The organism is Mesorhizobium sp. M0062, from assembly GCF_040323125.1.
Classification (GTDB): Bacteria; Pseudomonadota; Alphaproteobacteria; order Rhizobiales; family Rhizobiaceae; genus Mesorhizobium.
This window is the reverse complement of sequence record NZ_JAMYUO010000025.1, coordinates 34,804-49,685: the sequence shown is the minus strand read 5'-3', so window position 1 is coordinate 49,685 and position 14,882 is coordinate 34,804. Positions and strand designations below refer to the sequence as shown.

Below are 14,882 nucleotides of genomic sequence, written 5' to 3'. Positions count from 1 at the left end.
TCGGGGACTTCTTATGCCGACAACTTGCCGGCTGCGCCGCGATCGTATGCCTCCTGCTTGCCTCGCCTGAAGCTTGTCAGGCCTTGTTCTTGTTGTAGACGTCGAAGATCACGGCGCCGAGCAGCACCAGGCCTTTGACCACCTGCTGCCAGTCGACATTGACGCCCATGATCGACATGCCGTTGTTCATCACGCCCATGATGAAGCCGCCGACGACCGCCCCGATAACCTGGCCGACGCCGCCCATCGCCGAGGCGCCGCCGATGAACACTGCGGCGATGACATCGAGCTCCGAGCCGAGACCCGCCGCCGGCACCGCCTGGCCGAGACGAGCCGCGATGATCAGGCCGCCAAGCGCCGACAGCACGCCCATATTGATGAACACCATCAGCGTCAGCCGCTCGGTGTTGATGCCCGACAGCTGCGCCGCCTTGGGATTGCCGCCCATGGCGTAGATGCGCCTCCCGATGGTCATGCGCTTGGTGACGAAGACGAACAGCGTGATCAGCACGCCCATGACCAGCAGCACCACGGGCAGGCCGCGGTAGCTGGCAAACTCATAGACCAGGAACAGCGCCAGCGCGCTGGCGACCAGCGTCTTGACGACGAACAGGGTGAAGGGCTCGGCCTCATAACCATGGCGTTCTCGTTTGCGCCGGGTGCGGACCCCGAAATAGGCATAGGCGAGCACGGCGATCAGCCCCAGCACGACCGTCGTCATGTGCAGGGTCACGCCGCTGCCCATGATGGTCTTGCCGGCTGCGTTCACGACCGGCGGGACGAGCGTCAGTGGGCCGATCACATCCGGGATGAAGCCGGAGCTGAGCATCTTGAAGTCGTCGGGAAGCGGACCAACCGACGAGCCGCCGCCAAGCAAGGCCTGACAAATGCCGCGGAAGATCAGCATGCCGGCCAGCGTGACAATGAAGCTCGGTATCCGGTGATAGGCGATCCAATACCCTTGCGCGGCGCCGATCAGGCCACCCGCGACCAGGCAGACGATCGAAACCACCAGGGGATTGCTCAGCGGTCCGAGTTGCCAGATGACCATCATGTTTGCCGCCAGCGCGCCAATGAAACCGGCGACCGATCCGACGCTGAGGTCGATATAGCCCGATACGATCACCAGCAGCATGCCGAGCGCCATCACGATGATGAAGGAGTTCTGCTGCACCAGATTGCTGAGGTTGACCGGCTTGAACAACGTCCCCGACGTGGTGAACTGGAAGAACAGCATGATGACGATCAGGGCTATGATCAGTCCGTATTCGCGTAAATTCGTCGCCAGCGCCGAGACGGCGATGCGCGGGCGCTGTTCGTCGGCGACGTTGCCCTGCGGGGCGGGGGCGCTTTCGGTGCTCATGCTGCTTTTCCTTCTCCCCGGACGATGGCGCGCATTATCTTTTCCTGGCTTGCTTCCGCCGCCGGCATTTCGCCCACCATGCGCCCTTCGTTCATGACGTAGATGCGGTCGGTAATCCCCAGCAATTCCGGCATTTCCGACGAGATGACCACGATCGCCTTACCCTCCGAGGCAAGGCGCGCGATGATCGTGTAGATTTCATATTTGGCGCCGACATCGATGCCGCGTGTCGGCTCGTCGAGGATCAGCACGTCAGGGTCGGCAAACAACCATTTCGACAGCACCACCTTCTGCTGGTTGCCGCCGGAAAGATTGCCGGTCATCTGATAGACGCTTGACGCACGGATATTGGTCTTCTTGCGATAGTCGTTGGCGACCGCAAGCTCGCGCATGTCGTCGATCACGCTGTGGCGCGACACGCCGTCGAGATTGGCCAGCGTAATGTTATGCTTGATATGGTCGATAAGGTTGAGGCCGTAGGTTTTGCGGTCCTCGGTGACATAGGCGATGCCGTGTTGGACCGCCTTGCTTACCGAGGAGACATCGACCGGCTTGCCCTTGAGCAGCACTTCGCCGGTGATGCGGCGGCCATAGGAGCGGCCGAACAGGCTCATGGCGAATTCGGTGCGGCCGGCGCCCATCAGCCCGGCGATGCCGACCACCTCGCCCTTGCGCACATTGATGTCGATGCCCTTGATCACCTGTCGCTCGGCATGGAGTGGGTGATAGACCGACCAGTTCTTCACCTCGAACACGACTTCGCCGATCTTGGGCTCGCGCGGCGGATAGCGGTCGTCTAGCGAACGGCCGACCATCGAGGTGATGATGCGGTCTTCGGAGATATCCTTCTTGGCCAGCGTCTCGATGGTGCGCCCGTCACGGATGACGGTTACCTTGTCGGCGACCCGGTTGATCTCGTTGAGCTTGTGCGAGATCAGGATCGAGGTCATGCCTTGGCGCTTGAATTCGAGCAGAAGATCGAGCAGCGCCTGGCTGTCTTTCTCGCTGAGCGACGCGGTCGGCTCGTCGAGGATCAAAAGCTTGACGTCCTTGCTCAGCGCCTTGGCGATCTCGACCAGCTGCTGCTTGCCGACGCCGATATTGGTGATCAGTGTCTTGGGGTCCTCCTTGAGGCCCACCTTCTTCAACAGGGCAGCGGTGCGCGCCTCGTTGGCATCCCAGTCGATGACGCCGTATCGGGCGTTTTCGTTGCCGAGGAAGATATTTTCGGTGATTGACAGCATCGGCACCAGAGCAAGTTCCTGGTGGATGATGACGATGCCCTTGTGTTCGCTGTCATGAATGCCTTTGAAGTGGCATTCCTGATCCTGAAAATTGATCTGGCCGTCATAGGTGCCCGCGGGATAGACGCCCGACAGAACCTTCATCAAAGTTGACTTACCGGCGCCGTTTTCACCGACAACGGCATGAATCTCGCCTTCCTCGACGCTGAGGTTGACGTTCGACAGCGCCTTCACGCCGGGGAAGGTCTTGGTGATGTCGCGCATCTCCAAAATCGTCGTCATCAGGGCAAGCTCCTCCTGTTGCATGTCGCTCCAAAGTGCTTGCGGTTTGAGACAACGACATGCACGCAAACTAAGTCCGGTAGAAACAATACCGGGGTCGCTTGTGAACGGAAAGGGGTCCTGCGTCGCGCAGGACCCCTGTCTTTATAAATGATTACTTCAGTTCGTCGGCCTTGATGTAGCCGGAGTCGACGACCAGTGCCTGGTAGTTCGACTTGTCGACCTCATGCGGCGTCAAAAGGATCGAGGGGACGACCTTGACGTCGTTGTTGTAGGTCTTTTCATCGAGGCCGTCCGGCTTGCCGCCCGAGAGCACCTTGTCGACGAGTTCGACGGTGGCCTTGGCCAGTTCGCGGGTGTCCTTGAACACGGTCGAGTATTGCTCGCCCGTGATGATCAGCTTGACCGAAGCGGTCTCGGCGTCCTGGCCGGTCACGATCGGCCACGGCTGGGCGTCGGTGCCGTAACCGACGGCGCGCAGCGAAGCGGTGATGCCGCGCGACAGGCCGTCATAGGGCGAAAGAACGCCATCGACGCGGCTGCCGTCCGAGTAGTTGGCCGACAGAAGGTTGTCCATGCGGGCCTGGGCGGTGGCGGCGAGCCAGCGCAGCGTGCCGACCTTGTCCATGCCGGTCTGGCCGGACTTGATCTTGATCGAGCCGTCATCGATCAGCGGCTGCAGCACCGAGATTGCGCCGTTGTAGAAGAAGAAGGCGTTGTTGTCGTCCGGCGAGCCGCCGAACAGTTCGACGTTCCACGGCTTGGTGTTCGGGAAGCGCTCCTTGAGGCCCTTGACCAGCGAGTTCGCCTGGATCACGCCGACGCCGAAATTGTCGAAGGTGGTGTAGTAATCGACATTGGCGGTCTTCTTGATCAGGCGGTCATAGGCGACGACGACGACGCCGGCGTCAGCGGCCTTCTGCAGCGCGTCCGACAGGGTCGTGCCGTCGATCGAAGCGATGATCAGCGCCTTCGGGCCCTTGGTGATTTCGTTTTCCAGCTGGCTGAGCTGGTTGGGGATGTCGTCCTGAGCGTACTGCAGGTCGACCGTGTAGCCGAGAGCTTCGAGCTGGGACTTGACGGCATCGCCGTCATTGATCCAGCGCTGCGAGGTCTTGGTCGGCATCAGCACGCCGACAAGACCCTTGTCGGCTGCATGCGCCGAGTAGGTCATGGCAGCGATGCCAAGGGCCGCGACGGCGGCCAGTGTCTTGATGATTTTCACGTAAAACTCTCCCTGGTTGATGGACGCGACACCTCGGGGCTTCGCGGGCCGCGCAGTCGGGCGGATGCGCCAAAGCGCCGCCGCCGTCATAATCGATCTCCGGTATCCTCCCAATCGGCCCTCAGATTTAAATCGATACGATTTTGCTCGTCATCGACCGTCAAGTCTTGAGGACGCGCGAAAGTGTGACCCTTTGCCATAACTGTCAAATGCGATCTTCGGTGGTTGCTATACCAAAACCGGTATATGACTAAACCGGGCTGGAACAGTGGCGGAAGCGGGAAAAGGCATGGCGGCTTTACGAGGTCCTCAGGGAATTTCAAGCGGTTACGATGAATTGCCGGGCGATGGCGAGACACTTCTGCGTAGCGGCTTGAGCCTGCGTCACATGCGCATGATCGCAGCACTCGACGATCACGGTCGGGTGAGTGCTGCCGCCCAGGTGATGAACATCTCGCAGCCGGCGGCCTCGCGCATGATTTCCGAGATGGAAGCGGTGCTCGAGGTGAAGCTCTGCGAAAGGCTGCCGCGCGGCATCACGCTCACCCCTTACGGCAAGGCGCTGGCCCGGCGCGCGCGCTCGATCCTGCTCGAAATGCGCGAGGCCGACCGCGAAATATCGGAGCTCAAGGCCGGCAAGGGCGGCTCGGTGTTCCTTGGCGCGGTGACGGCGCCGGCGATCGAACTGGCGGTCCCGGCGATCCGCGAGATACGCCGCCTCTATCCGCGCATCGAGATTACCATGCAGGTCGAGACGTCGAATGTGCTGGCGCGCGAACTGATCGCCACGCGCCATGATTTCATCATCGCCCGTGTCCCCGAAGACCTCAATCCGCGCCTGTTCGAATCGCGCGTCATCGGCGTCGAGAAGGCCTGCCTGATCGTGCGCCGAGGCCACCCGCTGAGCAACGGCCATCCTCTAAACAATGGGAAGGCGGTGAGGCTGGAGGACACCGCCGCCTTCGACTGGGTGTTCCAGTCGGGCGGGTCGCCGCTGCGCCAGGCGATGGAGAGCAATTTCCTGAACCGCAACATCGCCCTGCCGGACCGCATCCTCAACACCTCGTCGCTGCTGCTCACACTGGTCATGGTGGCGCAGTCCGACGCCATCGCCCCGGTGTCGATCCAGGTGGCAAAATTCATCCAGAACCCCGACGGTCTCGCCGGCGCCATCGATGTCGTCCAGACCGAGTTCGACATCGAGGTCCGCCCCTACAGCCTGATCACGGTGAAGAACCGCGTGCTGTCGCCGGCAGCCAAGATGCTGCACGATTTTATCTTGCGGGAAGTGGGATAGGAACTGGAGCGGGTAGAGGGAATCGAACCCTCGCGTTCAGCTTGGGAAGCTGACAAGCTACCATTACATCATACCCGCGTCGGCCTCTCGATATCATGATGGGCGTGCTTCGGGCAATCGCCCTTGGACAGCTCTTCGGAAACGGCTGTTGGAAACCCGACCGATTGCGCCGTCCGCCCGCCTTGATGCGGGCGCAGCAAGTGCGTATTCGTGGGTTTGTACCCCGAATCCGGGCAAACCAATCTGGAGGCAGGCCCCTTGTCCACAGTGACGCGCTTTCTCGGTGACTCGCCCGTCAGGGTGATCGTCAAGCTGCTGGTCGTGTCGTTCCTGGTCGGCCTGGTCATGAATGCGTTCGGCTGGACGCCGATGGACGTCTTCTACCGCATCCAGGGTTTCTTCATCGATCTTTGGAACCTCGGCTTCAACGCGGTCTATCGCTTCTTGGGCTATATCCTGCTCGGCGCCGCGATCGTCGTGCCGGTGTTCATCCTGCTCAGGCTCGCGAACTACCGGAAGTGAAGCGGACCACGATCCCGAAAAGTGGAAACCGGTTTTCGGAAAAGATTGTGCTCAAACCAAAGGCCACTCAGGCAAAGTCCGACGCCACCTCGAACAGGATGGCGTGGCGCGCCGCGAGCGCTGCGACATCGGTCGAATAGCCGCCGCCGATGACACCGCAGACCGGGATGCCCAGCGCGCGGAAATGACCGATCACCATGGCGTCGCGGGCACGCACGCCGTCATCGCTGAGCGATAGCCGGCCGAGCCGGTCCTCGGCATGCACGTCGACACCGGCATTGTAGAAGACGATGTCCCAGTGCGCCTTGGCCGAGAGCTCCGGCAGGAGGACACCCAGCCGTTCGAGATAGGCGCCATCGCCGGTGCCGTCCGGCAGCGCAACGTCGAGATCGGAGGCAATCTTGCGCACCGGATAATTGCGTCCGCCATGCATGGAGAAGGTGAAGGCGCGTGGTTCGTCTCTGTCCGCCGTGCCGTCGCCCTGATGCACATCGAGATCGACGATCAGGATGTTTTTCACCGCGTCTTCGGCTAGCAGCACCAGCGAAGCGACGGCAACATCGTTGAAGGTGCAGAAGCCCGCGCCTTGCGCGCGCCGCGCATGGTGGCTGCCGCCGGCGCTGTTGCAGGCAATGCCATTGATAAGCGCCAGTCGCGCCGCCAGCACCGTGCCGCCGGCGGCGAGTTGCGCCCTGAGCGAAACGCGCAGTCCCACGGGAAAGCCGATCTCGCGCTCGATCTTTTCAGGCACTGAACACGTGATGACCTGGTCGACATAATCAGCCGCATGGGCGAGCTTCAGCCAGGAGGCCGGCGCCGGCTCGGGCATCCACAGCGCCCCGGCATGGATCAGGCCCCTGATATGCAAGGCCTGCATCAGCAGCGGATATTTGCTCATCGGAAAGCGATGATTGACGGCGAAGCCGGCATCGTAGTCGGGATGATGGACGATCTGCAGGGGCATGGCTAAAGCAATTCCAGGAAAAGTGTGCAGCGGTTTTCCCGGGAGAAGCGCGTAGCGCTTCCCTTTGGGAATTGCTTAAAACCAGTACTGGGATCCGGCGGGCTCGCGCCAGAAGAACATTTCGGTTGGCCGTCACGGCAAGAGTGATTGCGCGGTGGCGGGAAAATGGGGCACATCGGCTGTTCGATCAAGCCGCAACCAGCAAGGCAGCAATCCCCTGGACACGGGTGCAACCCCAGCCGACGCGAGACCCTTCGCCGTCACCAACCGTTCGGTGCTCGCCATCGCCGTGCCGATGACGCTCGCCTATCTGACGACGCCGCTGCTCGGCATCGTCGACACGGCGGTGGTCGGGCAGTTCGGCGATGCCGCCCTGCTCGGCGGCCTGGCGGCCGGGGCCCTGGTCTTCGACGTCGTCTTCAGCACCTTCAATTTCCTGCGCTCCGGCACCACCGGCCTCGTCGCCCAGGCGTTTGGGCGCGGCGACGAAACCGAGGAGCAGGCGGTGTTCTGGCGCGCCGTGCTGATCGCGGTCGCCGCCGGCATCGTGCTTGTCGTCCTTGCGCCGCTGATTGCCATCGCCGGCCAGAAATTCATCGGCGGCGAAGCGCGCGTCGGCGAGGCGATGGGCGTCTATATCCACATCAGAATGCTCGCCGCCCCCTTCACGCTGATCAACTACGCCATCCTCGGCTATGTCCTTGGACGCGGCGAGGGCGGGCTTGGGCTGATGCTGCAGGCGGTGCTCAACGGCATCAACATCGTGCTTTGCATCCTGCTCGGCCTGAAGCTTGGCTGGGGCGTCGCCGGCGTGGCCTGGGCGACCGTCACCGGCGAATGTCTGGCCATGCTGCTGGGTCTCGCCATCGTTGTCTGGCGCTTCCGGGCCGCACCCCGCCTGCCGCGGCATCGCCTGCTCGACATGCCCGCTTTCCTGCGCATGCTGTCGCTCAACCGCGATATCATGATCCGCTCGTTCTCGCTGCTCGCCGCTTTCGCGCTGTTCACCCGCCAGGGCGCGCAGTTCGGCACGCTGACGCTGGCCGCCAATGCCGTGCTGATGAACTTCTTCCTCGTCGCCGGCTATTTTCTCGACGGTTTCGCCACCGCGGCCGAACAGTTGGCGGGACGCGCGATCGGCGCACGTGCCGAGACGGCGTTCCGCCGGGCGGTACGTCTGACCTTATTCTGGGGGTTCGGCCTCGCCGGAACCGCCACGCTGATCTTCTGGCTCGGCGGCGCCGGCCTGATTTCGTTGATCACCACGTCGCCGGATGTTCGTGCTGTTGCCGACATCTATCTGCCGTGGGCGGCACTGACACCGCTGAGCGGCGTGCTGGCCTTCCAGATGGACGGCGTCTTCATCGGCGCTACCTGGTCGCGCGAGATGCGCAACATGATGCTGGTGTCGTTCCTGGCCTTCAGCGCCGCATTGTTCAGCTTGGCGCCGTCTCTCGGCAATCACGGCCTGTGGGCGGCGCTGCACGTCTTCCTGCTGGTGCGCGGCTTCAGCCTGCTGGCCATCCTGCGGCTCCGGTTGCGCACGGCGTTTTAGAGCGGCCTGGCAGCCCACTGATCGAGCCGGCTGTCGCGCAGTTCGCGCAATGATTTCAGCCGCTCCTTGTCGGCAAATCGCACCATCCCGGCAAGGATGCGCCCGGGCAGCGCCGGCCCGGCATAGACCATGCCGGTATAGAGCTGCACGAGGTCGGCGCCGGCGCGGATTTTCTCCAGCGCGGCATCAGTGGAATCGACGCCGCCGACGCCGATAATGGCGCGCTCCGGCCCGAGCAGCCGACGCATCTTGGCCAGCACGATGGTCGAACGCTCGAACAGCGGTTTTCCCGAGAGACCGCCGGTCTCGCCGCTTGTGCTACGCAATCCGGTTCGCGCCAGCGTCGTGTTGGAGACGATGACGCCGTCAATCTGCTTCTCGCTGACTTCGGCGGCGATGTCTTCAAGCTCGGCCTCGACCAGATCGGGCGCGATCTTGAGGAAGAGGGGCGGCTGCGCCGAAGCTGCTGCACGCACCGACATGACCCGAGACAACAGTTCGCCGAGCTGTTCGCGCGCCTGCATGGTGCGCAGGCCGGGCGTGTTGGGCGACGAGATGTTGACGGTGAGATAGCTGGCGTATTTCGCAAAACGGGAAACGCCCAACTCATAGTCACGGACACGATCGGCGCTGTCCTTGTTGGCGCCGATGTTGACGCCGACAATGCCGCCGCGTCCCTGGCGCGCGGCAAGGCGTTTTTCCGCCGCCTCGTGGCCCTCATTGTTGAAGCCCAGGCGGTTGATCACCGCATCATCCTCCGTCAGCCGGAAAATGCGCGGCTTCGGATTGCCGGCCTGCGGCAGCGGCGTCACGGTGCCGACTTCGGCAAAGCCGAAGCCGAGGCCAAGCAGCGCGTCGGGCACCTCGGCGTTCTTGTCGTAGCCTGCGGCCATGCCGAGCGGATTGGGGAAGGCGATGCCACAGAGGCTGAGCTTCAACCTGTCGTCGCGCACCGTCCGCGCGCCGACCGGCAGACCGCATCGCAGCGCCGCGATCGACATGCCATGCGCCGTTTCCGGATCGAAGGTGAACAGCAGTTTCTGGCCGATGCGATCGAACACGATCATTCGGCCTCCAGCGCCGGGAATTGATGGGCGCCGTCGGCCCCGAGCGGCAGTGGCCGCACCCACAGCACGGCGCTCATATCGAGCACGCCATAGAGATGCGGGAACAGCGCGCCGCCCCGCGAGACCTCGTATTTCAGCGCGTCACCGAGCAGCGCCCCGTCGATGGCGATCAGCAGCAAATCCATCTGGCCGGCGAAATGCTTCGCCGCCGTCTCCCTGACCTGATCAGCGGTGGAGAAATGGATGAAGCCGTCGGCGATATCGATCGGAGCGCCGGTGAAACGGCCGTTTTTCTCGGCCTCGCGCCAAAGCGCTTCGGGCGCGATCTTGTAGATAATCTGAGACATGGTTGCGCTATAATCCGAACCGATCATGCGGGGAAGGGCAACTCGTCCGCATTTACGGCGCAAAGCTGTGATAGGTTGCGCATACTGGCTCGTGGAGGATGGAACATGCGTCTGCAGCACATACTGATCCCCGCCGCACTGGTCTCGCTGGTTGCGGCATCGGCCTGGTCCGAAGAGACCGACCGCTACCGGCTGGAAAAATCGGCCAACGGCTATGTCCGCATGGACACCCGGACCGGCGCCATGTCGATCTGCGAGGAGCGCTCCGGCCAGCTCGTCTGCAAGATCGCGGCCGACGAACGCGCTGCCTTCCAGGACGAGGTCGATAGTTTGCAGTCCTCGATGAAGGCCATGGACGAACGCGTCACCAGGTTGGAGAATTCGCTGTCGGCCCGTCTCGAATCGAAATTGCCGAGCGAAGAGGATTTCGACAAGACGATGAGCTATATGGAGCGCATGCTGCGCGGCTTCATGGGCATCGTCAAGGAGATGGACAAGGATAATGGCGACGGCGCCAAACTCAACTCGCAAAAGACCTGAACTGCCCGGCGGGGAAATGCCCCGTCCGGCCATTGCCGCTTGAAACAAAGCGCTTCGCCGCATAATCGTCCGGTCCCGTAAAAGCCGATAATCGATAAGGGATTTGGGAGGAAGATTTGCCGTCGGGTTACACCTTCGTCATTGCCGACGACCATCCGCTGTTCCGCGGCGCCTTGAAAGAGGCGCTTGCCGGCGTCGGCGATGTCGCCGCCATTCACGAGGCCGGCGATTTCGAAAGCGCCAAGGCCCTGGTCGTGGCCAATGAGGATGTCGACCTGGTGCTGCTCGACCTGTCGATGCCGGGCGCCAGCGGCCTGGCCGGTCTGATCGCGTTGCGCGGCATCCACCCGGCGGTGCCGCTGGTGGTGGTATCGGCCCACGACGACCCGGTGACCATCCGGCGCGCGCTCGATCTCGGCGCATCCGGCTTCATCTCCAAATCGGCCAGCATGGAGGAAATCCGCAGCGCTGTGCAATCGGTGCTGGTAGGCGATATCGCAGCCCCCGTCGGCATCGACCTCGGCGTCGAGCGCGACCCGGAAATATCCGACCTGATCAAGCGGCTGCAGGCGCTGACACCGCAGCAGACGCGTGTCCTCGGCATGCTGGCCGAAGGCCTGCTCAACAAGCAGATCGCCTACGAGCTCAGCGTCTCCGAAGCGACGGTCAAGGCGCATGTTTCGGCCATCCTGCAGAAGCTCGGCGTCGACAGCCGCACCCAGGCGGTGATCCAGCTGTCCAAGATCGGCAGCGATCCGTTGCAGCCAGCAGGCTAAAGCGCATCGCGCTGAACGGATTCATGCGACCCGCTTTAGCTCTTGTTCGATGCATGTCGTGGTCCCAGAACCGGGGCACACTTCTGGGCGACATGCATTGAACCCTACTCGGCCGCCGATGCCAGCGGCCTGACCCTTGCCATCATGGAACGCAGCACGGCCGGCTTCAGCGGCTTGTTGATCACCGGCACGTCCAGGGCGGCGGCAGCGGCACGGACCTCGGTGGAGCGGTCGGCGGTGACCAGCACGGCCGGCAGGTCCGAACCATGGATGTCACGCAGGCGGGCGATGATGTCGAGGCCGCTTCTGCCATCGAGATGATAGTCGGCAAGCACGATGTCGGGACGATCGGCCCTGCCAAAATCCTCCGAACCCGAAAACGTGCCGATGCTGCAGCCCCAGCCCTCGAGCAGAAGCCGCATGCCGTCGAGGATGCGGGCGTCGTTGTCGATGCACATGACGCGCAGGCCGGCCAGCGAATTCGCGGTGCGGGCAGGCGCCTTCGGCTCGACCTCGCGCCGCGGCGCCTCAACCGCCGCAACCGGCAGGATAACGGAAAAGCGCGTACCCTTGCCCGGGTTGGAAAAGATCTGGATCTCGAGCCGCAGCACCCGCGCGATGCGGTCGACGATGGACAGGCCAAGGCCGAGACCTTCGGCCTCGCGCACGCCTTCGTCCAGCCGGGTGAACTCGTTGAAGACCGTGTTCAGCTTGTCGCCGGCAATGCCGATGCCAGTGTCGATCACCTGGATTTCGGCGAGTTCGCCGCGCCGTCGCACGCCGACCAGGATGCGGCCATGGGGGGTGTATTTGATGGCGTTGGAGACCAGATTCTGGATCAGCCGGCGCAGCAGGTTGCGGTCCGTCAACACGCTGAGCGACGAGGCTATGATCGTCAGATCGAGTTTCTTTTCGGCGGCGAGCGGCTGAAAATCATTGCCGATCTGGCGCAGCAGCCCGTCCAGGCGGAAGGCGCTGTCGTCCGGCTTCATTGCGCCGGCGTCGAGGCGCGAAATGTCGAGCACGGCGCCCAGGATCGTCTCGACCGATTCGAGCGAGGATTCGATGTTGACGGCAGCCTTGCCCGCCGGCCCCTTGCCGGCTTTTTCGATCAGCGACGAGCAGTAGAGACGGGCGGCGTTCAAAGGCTGCAGGATGTCGTGGCCGGCGGCGGCGAGGAAGCGCGTCTTGCCCAGATTAGCCTCCTCGGCCAGCATCTGCGCCTGCGCCAGCTCCTCATTGACCCGGGTCAACTCCTCGTTGACTCTAGTCAGTTCGATGGTGCGCGTCTTGACCCGCTGCTCCAGCGATTCATTGGCCCGCTTCAGCGCCAAATCCTGTTCGACGCGTCCTGATATGTCGGCATAGGTGGCGACGATTCCGCCGTCCGGCATCGGGTTTGAGCGCAGTTCGAGGATGCGGCCGCTGGTCTTCAACTCCATCTGCCACGGGCTGACGAAACTGGTCAGCCGGTTGAGCATCGCCACGCGCTGGTCGGCCGGAATATCGCCGCGCTCGGCGAGGTGGCGCAGGATGCGGTCGAGCGAGACGCCGACCTGGCCCATCTCGTCGGGCAGGTCGAACAGCGCGCGATATTGTCTGTTCCAGCAGATCAGACGAAAATCGCGGTCGAATACGGTGATGCCTTGCTCCATCTGGTCGAGCGCGATCTGCAGCAGGTCGCGATTGTGCTGCAGCGCTTCGGTGGCGTCGTCGAGCAGGCGAAAGGCGTCCTTGGACTCGCGGTCGTTGCGGCGAAACAGCAGCGACAGGATCAGCCGCGCCGAAGACGAGCCGACCGCGCTCGCCAGCAGCTGCTCGGAAAAGCGGATGACATCCATGCTGGCCTGCTCATTGCCGTGCAGCGAGACGCCATTGCTTTTCTCGAAGGATTGGAAGGAGCGCTCGGTGCGCTCGACGCCGAGGTAGCGCGAGATGGTGTCCTTCAGCACGTTGACGGTGATGGCGGTGCGGAAGCGGCGCAGGCTGGGCATCGGGCCGGATTCGCGCGGCACGAAGATCGACGCCTGGATCCGCTCCAGCGGCACTGACGCGCGCGACAGCGAGCCGAGCACGAAGAACAGCGTGTTGACCGACAGGCTCCAGAGCACGCCGTGGTTCAACGGTTCGGCGACGGTGCCGAACAGAGCCTGCGGCCGCAGCGCCTCGAAACCGAACAACCCCTGCACGACGATGTCCGCGTCGGCTGCCGAGAGCGACGGCAAAAGCAGCGTATAGCCCCAGACGAGGATGCCGGCGACCATGCCAAGGGCCGCGCCGCGGCCATTGGCGCCGCGCCAGATCAGCCCGCCGATCAGCGCCGGCGCGAATTGGGCGATTGCCGCGAACGACATCAGGCCGATCGACGACAGCCGCGCCGAGTTGGTGCTTTCGCGGTAGTAGAGGAAGGCGATGAACAACAGGATGAAGATGGCGCCGCGCCGCACGTTGAGGATCAGCGTCGACCAATCCTCATTCTCAGAGGTCGTGGTCTTGAGCAGGCGGCGCACGAACAGCGGGATGACGAGGTCGTTGGAGATCATGATCGACAGCGCCACGCTTTCGACGATCACCATGGCGGTCGCCGCCGACAGCCCACCGATGAAGGCGGCCATGGCGAGGAAGTCATGGCCGCCGAACAAGGGCAGCGCCAGCACATAGAGGTCACTGGTGGTTTTGGCGCCGACCAGCGCCAGGCCGGCGAAGGCGATCGGCAGCACGAACAGGTTTATCGCCACGAGATAGAGCGGAAACACCCAGGTCGCGGTGCGCAGTTCGGCCTCGCCGCGGTTCTCGACGATGGTGACGTAGAACTGGCGCGGCAGCATGAGGATGGCAAAGCCGCTCAGGCAAGTCAGCACCAGCCAGGTGGCGAGCGAGGTGTTGTAGCCCATGGCTTGCCGCACCTGGCTGTTTTCGGCCAGCTTGTCGATCATGTCGCCCGGGCCACCGAAGATCAGGAAGGTGACCATCAGGCCGATCGCCAGGAAGGCGGCGAGCTTGACCACGGTTTCGACCGCCACCGCCAGCACCAGCCCGTCCTGGTGCTCGGTGGCGTCGGCATGGCGGGTGCCGAACAGCACCGCAAACAGCGCCAAGAGCATGGCCACCACCAGCGAGATGTCGCTGACGAAGGGATCGAAGGAGGGCGGCGATCCCGTATAATGCTCGACCATCAGGCCTACCGAACCGGAGATCGCCTTCAATTGCAGTGCGATATAGGGCACCGCGCCGATGGTGGCGATCAGCGTGGCGATCGCCGAGACGGCAAAGCTCTTGCCGTAGCGCGCGCCGAGGAAGTCGGCGATCGAGGTGATCTTCTCGCTCTTGGCCAGCCGCACGATGCGATTGAGCAGCGGAAAGCCGAACACGAACACCAGCACCGGCCCGGTGTAGATGCCCAAAAATTCGAGGCCGCGCTCGGACGACAGGCCGACCGAGCCGAAGAAGGTCCAGGAGGTGCAGTAGATGGCGAGGCTGAGCGCATAGATGAAGGGCCGGGCGCGGCCGGGTCCCAGCGCCGTTGAACGCCGGTCGCCGAGGCTGGCGATGACGAACAGCAGCGTTACATAGGCGACCGCAATGATGACGATGAACCAGCCCTGCACGGCCCGAAAATCCTCCTAGGCCAGCTTTCACCCCGGCCTGCCCAGAGGCAATCACAGCTCTAAGGTCAAGTCCATCGCGGCTTTCCGGCGCA

General features: G+C 63.2%; 12 protein-coding genes and 1 tRNA gene. 5 read left to right on the top strand and 8 right to left on the bottom strand.

Annotation, left to right across the window (positions count from 1 at the left end):
• Positions 1–76: 76 nt before the first annotated feature.
• The 3 genes from mmsB to chvE form a co-directional block, all read right to left on the bottom strand.
• Positions 77–1,363, bottom strand: a complete 1,287-nt coding sequence (gene mmsB, locus NKJ64_RS24285) for a multiple monosaccharide ABC transporter permease (protein ID WP_023669637.1) — start codon at positions 1,361–1,363, stop codon at positions 77–79.
• Positions 1,360–2,892 (bottom strand): multiple monosaccharide ABC transporter ATP-binding protein, encoded by a 1,533-nt coding sequence (gene mmsA / locus NKJ64_RS24280; protein WP_352463482.1) that lies wholly within the window; start codon positions 2,890–2,892, stop codon positions 1,360–1,362. Before mmsA ends, mmsB begins: the two co-directional genes overlap by 4 nt.
• 151 nt (positions 2,893–3,043) lie before the next feature.
• The gene (gene chvE / locus NKJ64_RS24275; RefSeq protein ID WP_023681943.1) at positions 3,044–4,114 is read right to left on the bottom strand and encodes a multiple monosaccharide ABC transporter substrate-binding protein; all 1,071 of its coding nucleotides are present in this window, start codon (positions 4,112–4,114) and stop codon (positions 3,044–3,046) included.
• A gap of 289 nt (positions 4,115–4,403) precedes the next feature.
• On the opposite strand from chvE, the gene NKJ64_RS24270 reads away from it, so the two are divergent.
• A complete protein-coding gene (locus tag NKJ64_RS24270; protein ID WP_023681942.1) occupies positions 4,404–5,411 on the top strand; it encodes a LysR family transcriptional regulator in 1,008 nt (335 codons plus the stop codon).
• 4 nt (positions 5,412–5,415) lie between these two features.
• On the opposite strand, the gene NKJ64_RS24265 is transcribed toward NKJ64_RS24270, so the two are convergent.
• Positions 5,416–5,489, bottom strand: a tRNA-Gly gene (locus NKJ64_RS24265).
• A 180-nt stretch (positions 5,490–5,669) separates the two neighbouring features.
• Between NKJ64_RS24265 and NKJ64_RS24260 the strand changes: the two genes are divergently transcribed.
• Complete coding sequence (locus NKJ64_RS24260) at positions 5,670–5,933, top strand: DUF6460 domain-containing protein (RefSeq protein WP_023696688.1); 264 nt, start codon at positions 5,670–5,672, stop codon at positions 5,931–5,933.
• A gap of 67 nt (positions 5,934–6,000) precedes the next feature.
• Here the strand turns inward: NKJ64_RS24260 and NKJ64_RS24255 are convergent, their stop codons facing one another.
• Positions 6,001–6,897, bottom strand: coding sequence for a histone deacetylase family protein (locus NKJ64_RS24255; RefSeq protein ID WP_352463471.1), 897 nt, complete (start codon positions 6,895–6,897; stop codon positions 6,001–6,003).
• 217 nt (positions 6,898–7,114) lie between these two features.
• Here NKJ64_RS24255 and NKJ64_RS24250 point away from each other — a divergent pair, with 217 nt between their 5' ends.
• Positions 7,115–8,452: an MATE family efflux transporter gene (locus tag NKJ64_RS24250; RefSeq protein ID WP_023746699.1), complete on the top strand. Its 1,338-nt coding sequence runs from the start codon at positions 7,115–7,117 to the stop codon at positions 8,450–8,452.
• Here the strand turns inward: NKJ64_RS24250 and NKJ64_RS24245 are convergent.
• Both NKJ64_RS24245 and NKJ64_RS24240 read right to left on the bottom strand, forming a co-directional pair.
• Positions 8,449–9,519 carry a quinone-dependent dihydroorotate dehydrogenase gene (locus NKJ64_RS24245; protein WP_352463470.1) on the bottom strand — a complete coding sequence of 357 codons (1,071 nt, stop codon included), beginning with the start codon at positions 9,517–9,519 and terminating at the stop codon, positions 8,449–8,451. The genes NKJ64_RS24250 and NKJ64_RS24245 overlap by 4 nt on opposite strands.
• The gene (locus tag NKJ64_RS24240) at positions 9,516–9,866 is read right to left on the bottom strand and encodes a DUF952 domain-containing protein (RefSeq protein WP_023669645.1); all 351 of its coding nucleotides are present in this window, start codon (positions 9,864–9,866) and stop codon (positions 9,516–9,518) included. Before NKJ64_RS24240 ends, NKJ64_RS24245 begins: the two co-directional genes overlap by 4 nt.
• A 105-nt stretch (positions 9,867–9,971) precedes the next feature.
• Between NKJ64_RS24240 and NKJ64_RS24235 the strand changes: the two genes are divergently transcribed.
• Positions 9,972–10,406, top strand: a complete 435-nt coding sequence (locus NKJ64_RS24235; protein WP_352463469.1) for a hypothetical protein — start codon at positions 9,972–9,974, stop codon at positions 10,404–10,406.
• 116 nt (positions 10,407–10,522) lie between these two features.
• Positions 10,523–11,182, top strand: coding sequence for a response regulator transcription factor (locus tag NKJ64_RS24230; RefSeq protein WP_352463468.1), 660 nt, complete (start codon positions 10,523–10,525; stop codon positions 11,180–11,182).
• Between the two features lie 104 nt (positions 11,183–11,286).
• Here the strand turns inward: NKJ64_RS24230 and NKJ64_RS24225 are convergent, their stop codons facing one another.
• The gene (locus tag NKJ64_RS24225; RefSeq protein ID WP_352463467.1) at positions 11,287–14,790 is read right to left on the bottom strand and encodes a PAS domain-containing hybrid sensor histidine kinase/response regulator; all 3,504 of its coding nucleotides are present in this window, start codon (positions 14,788–14,790) and stop codon (positions 11,287–11,289) included.
• Between the last annotated feature and the right edge of the window lie 92 nt (positions 14,791–14,882).

Bases quoted from the DNA above. Each gene is read 5' to 3' on its own strand.
- mmsB (WP_023669637.1), bottom strand. From the start codon at position 1,363: ATGAGCACCGAAAGCGCCCCCGCCCCGCAGGGCAACGTCGCCGACGAA.
- NKJ64_RS24235 (WP_352463469.1), top strand. From the start codon at position 9,972: ATGCGTCTGCAGCACATACTGATCCCCGCCGCACTGGTCTCGCTGGTT.
- NKJ64_RS24270 (WP_023681942.1), top strand. From the start codon at position 4,404: ATGGCGGCTTTACGAGGTCCTCAGGGAATTTCAAGCGGTTACGATGAA.
- NKJ64_RS24245 (WP_352463470.1), bottom strand. From the start codon at position 9,519: ATGATCGTGTTCGATCGCATCGGCCAGAAACTGCTGTTCACCTTCGAT.
- NKJ64_RS24255 (WP_352463471.1), bottom strand. From the start codon at position 6,897: ATGCCCCTGCAGATCGTCCATCATCCCGACTACGATGCCGGCTTCGCC.
- NKJ64_RS24240 (WP_023669645.1), bottom strand. From the start codon at position 9,866: ATGTCTCAGATTATCTACAAGATCGCGCCCGAAGCGCTTTGGCGCGAG.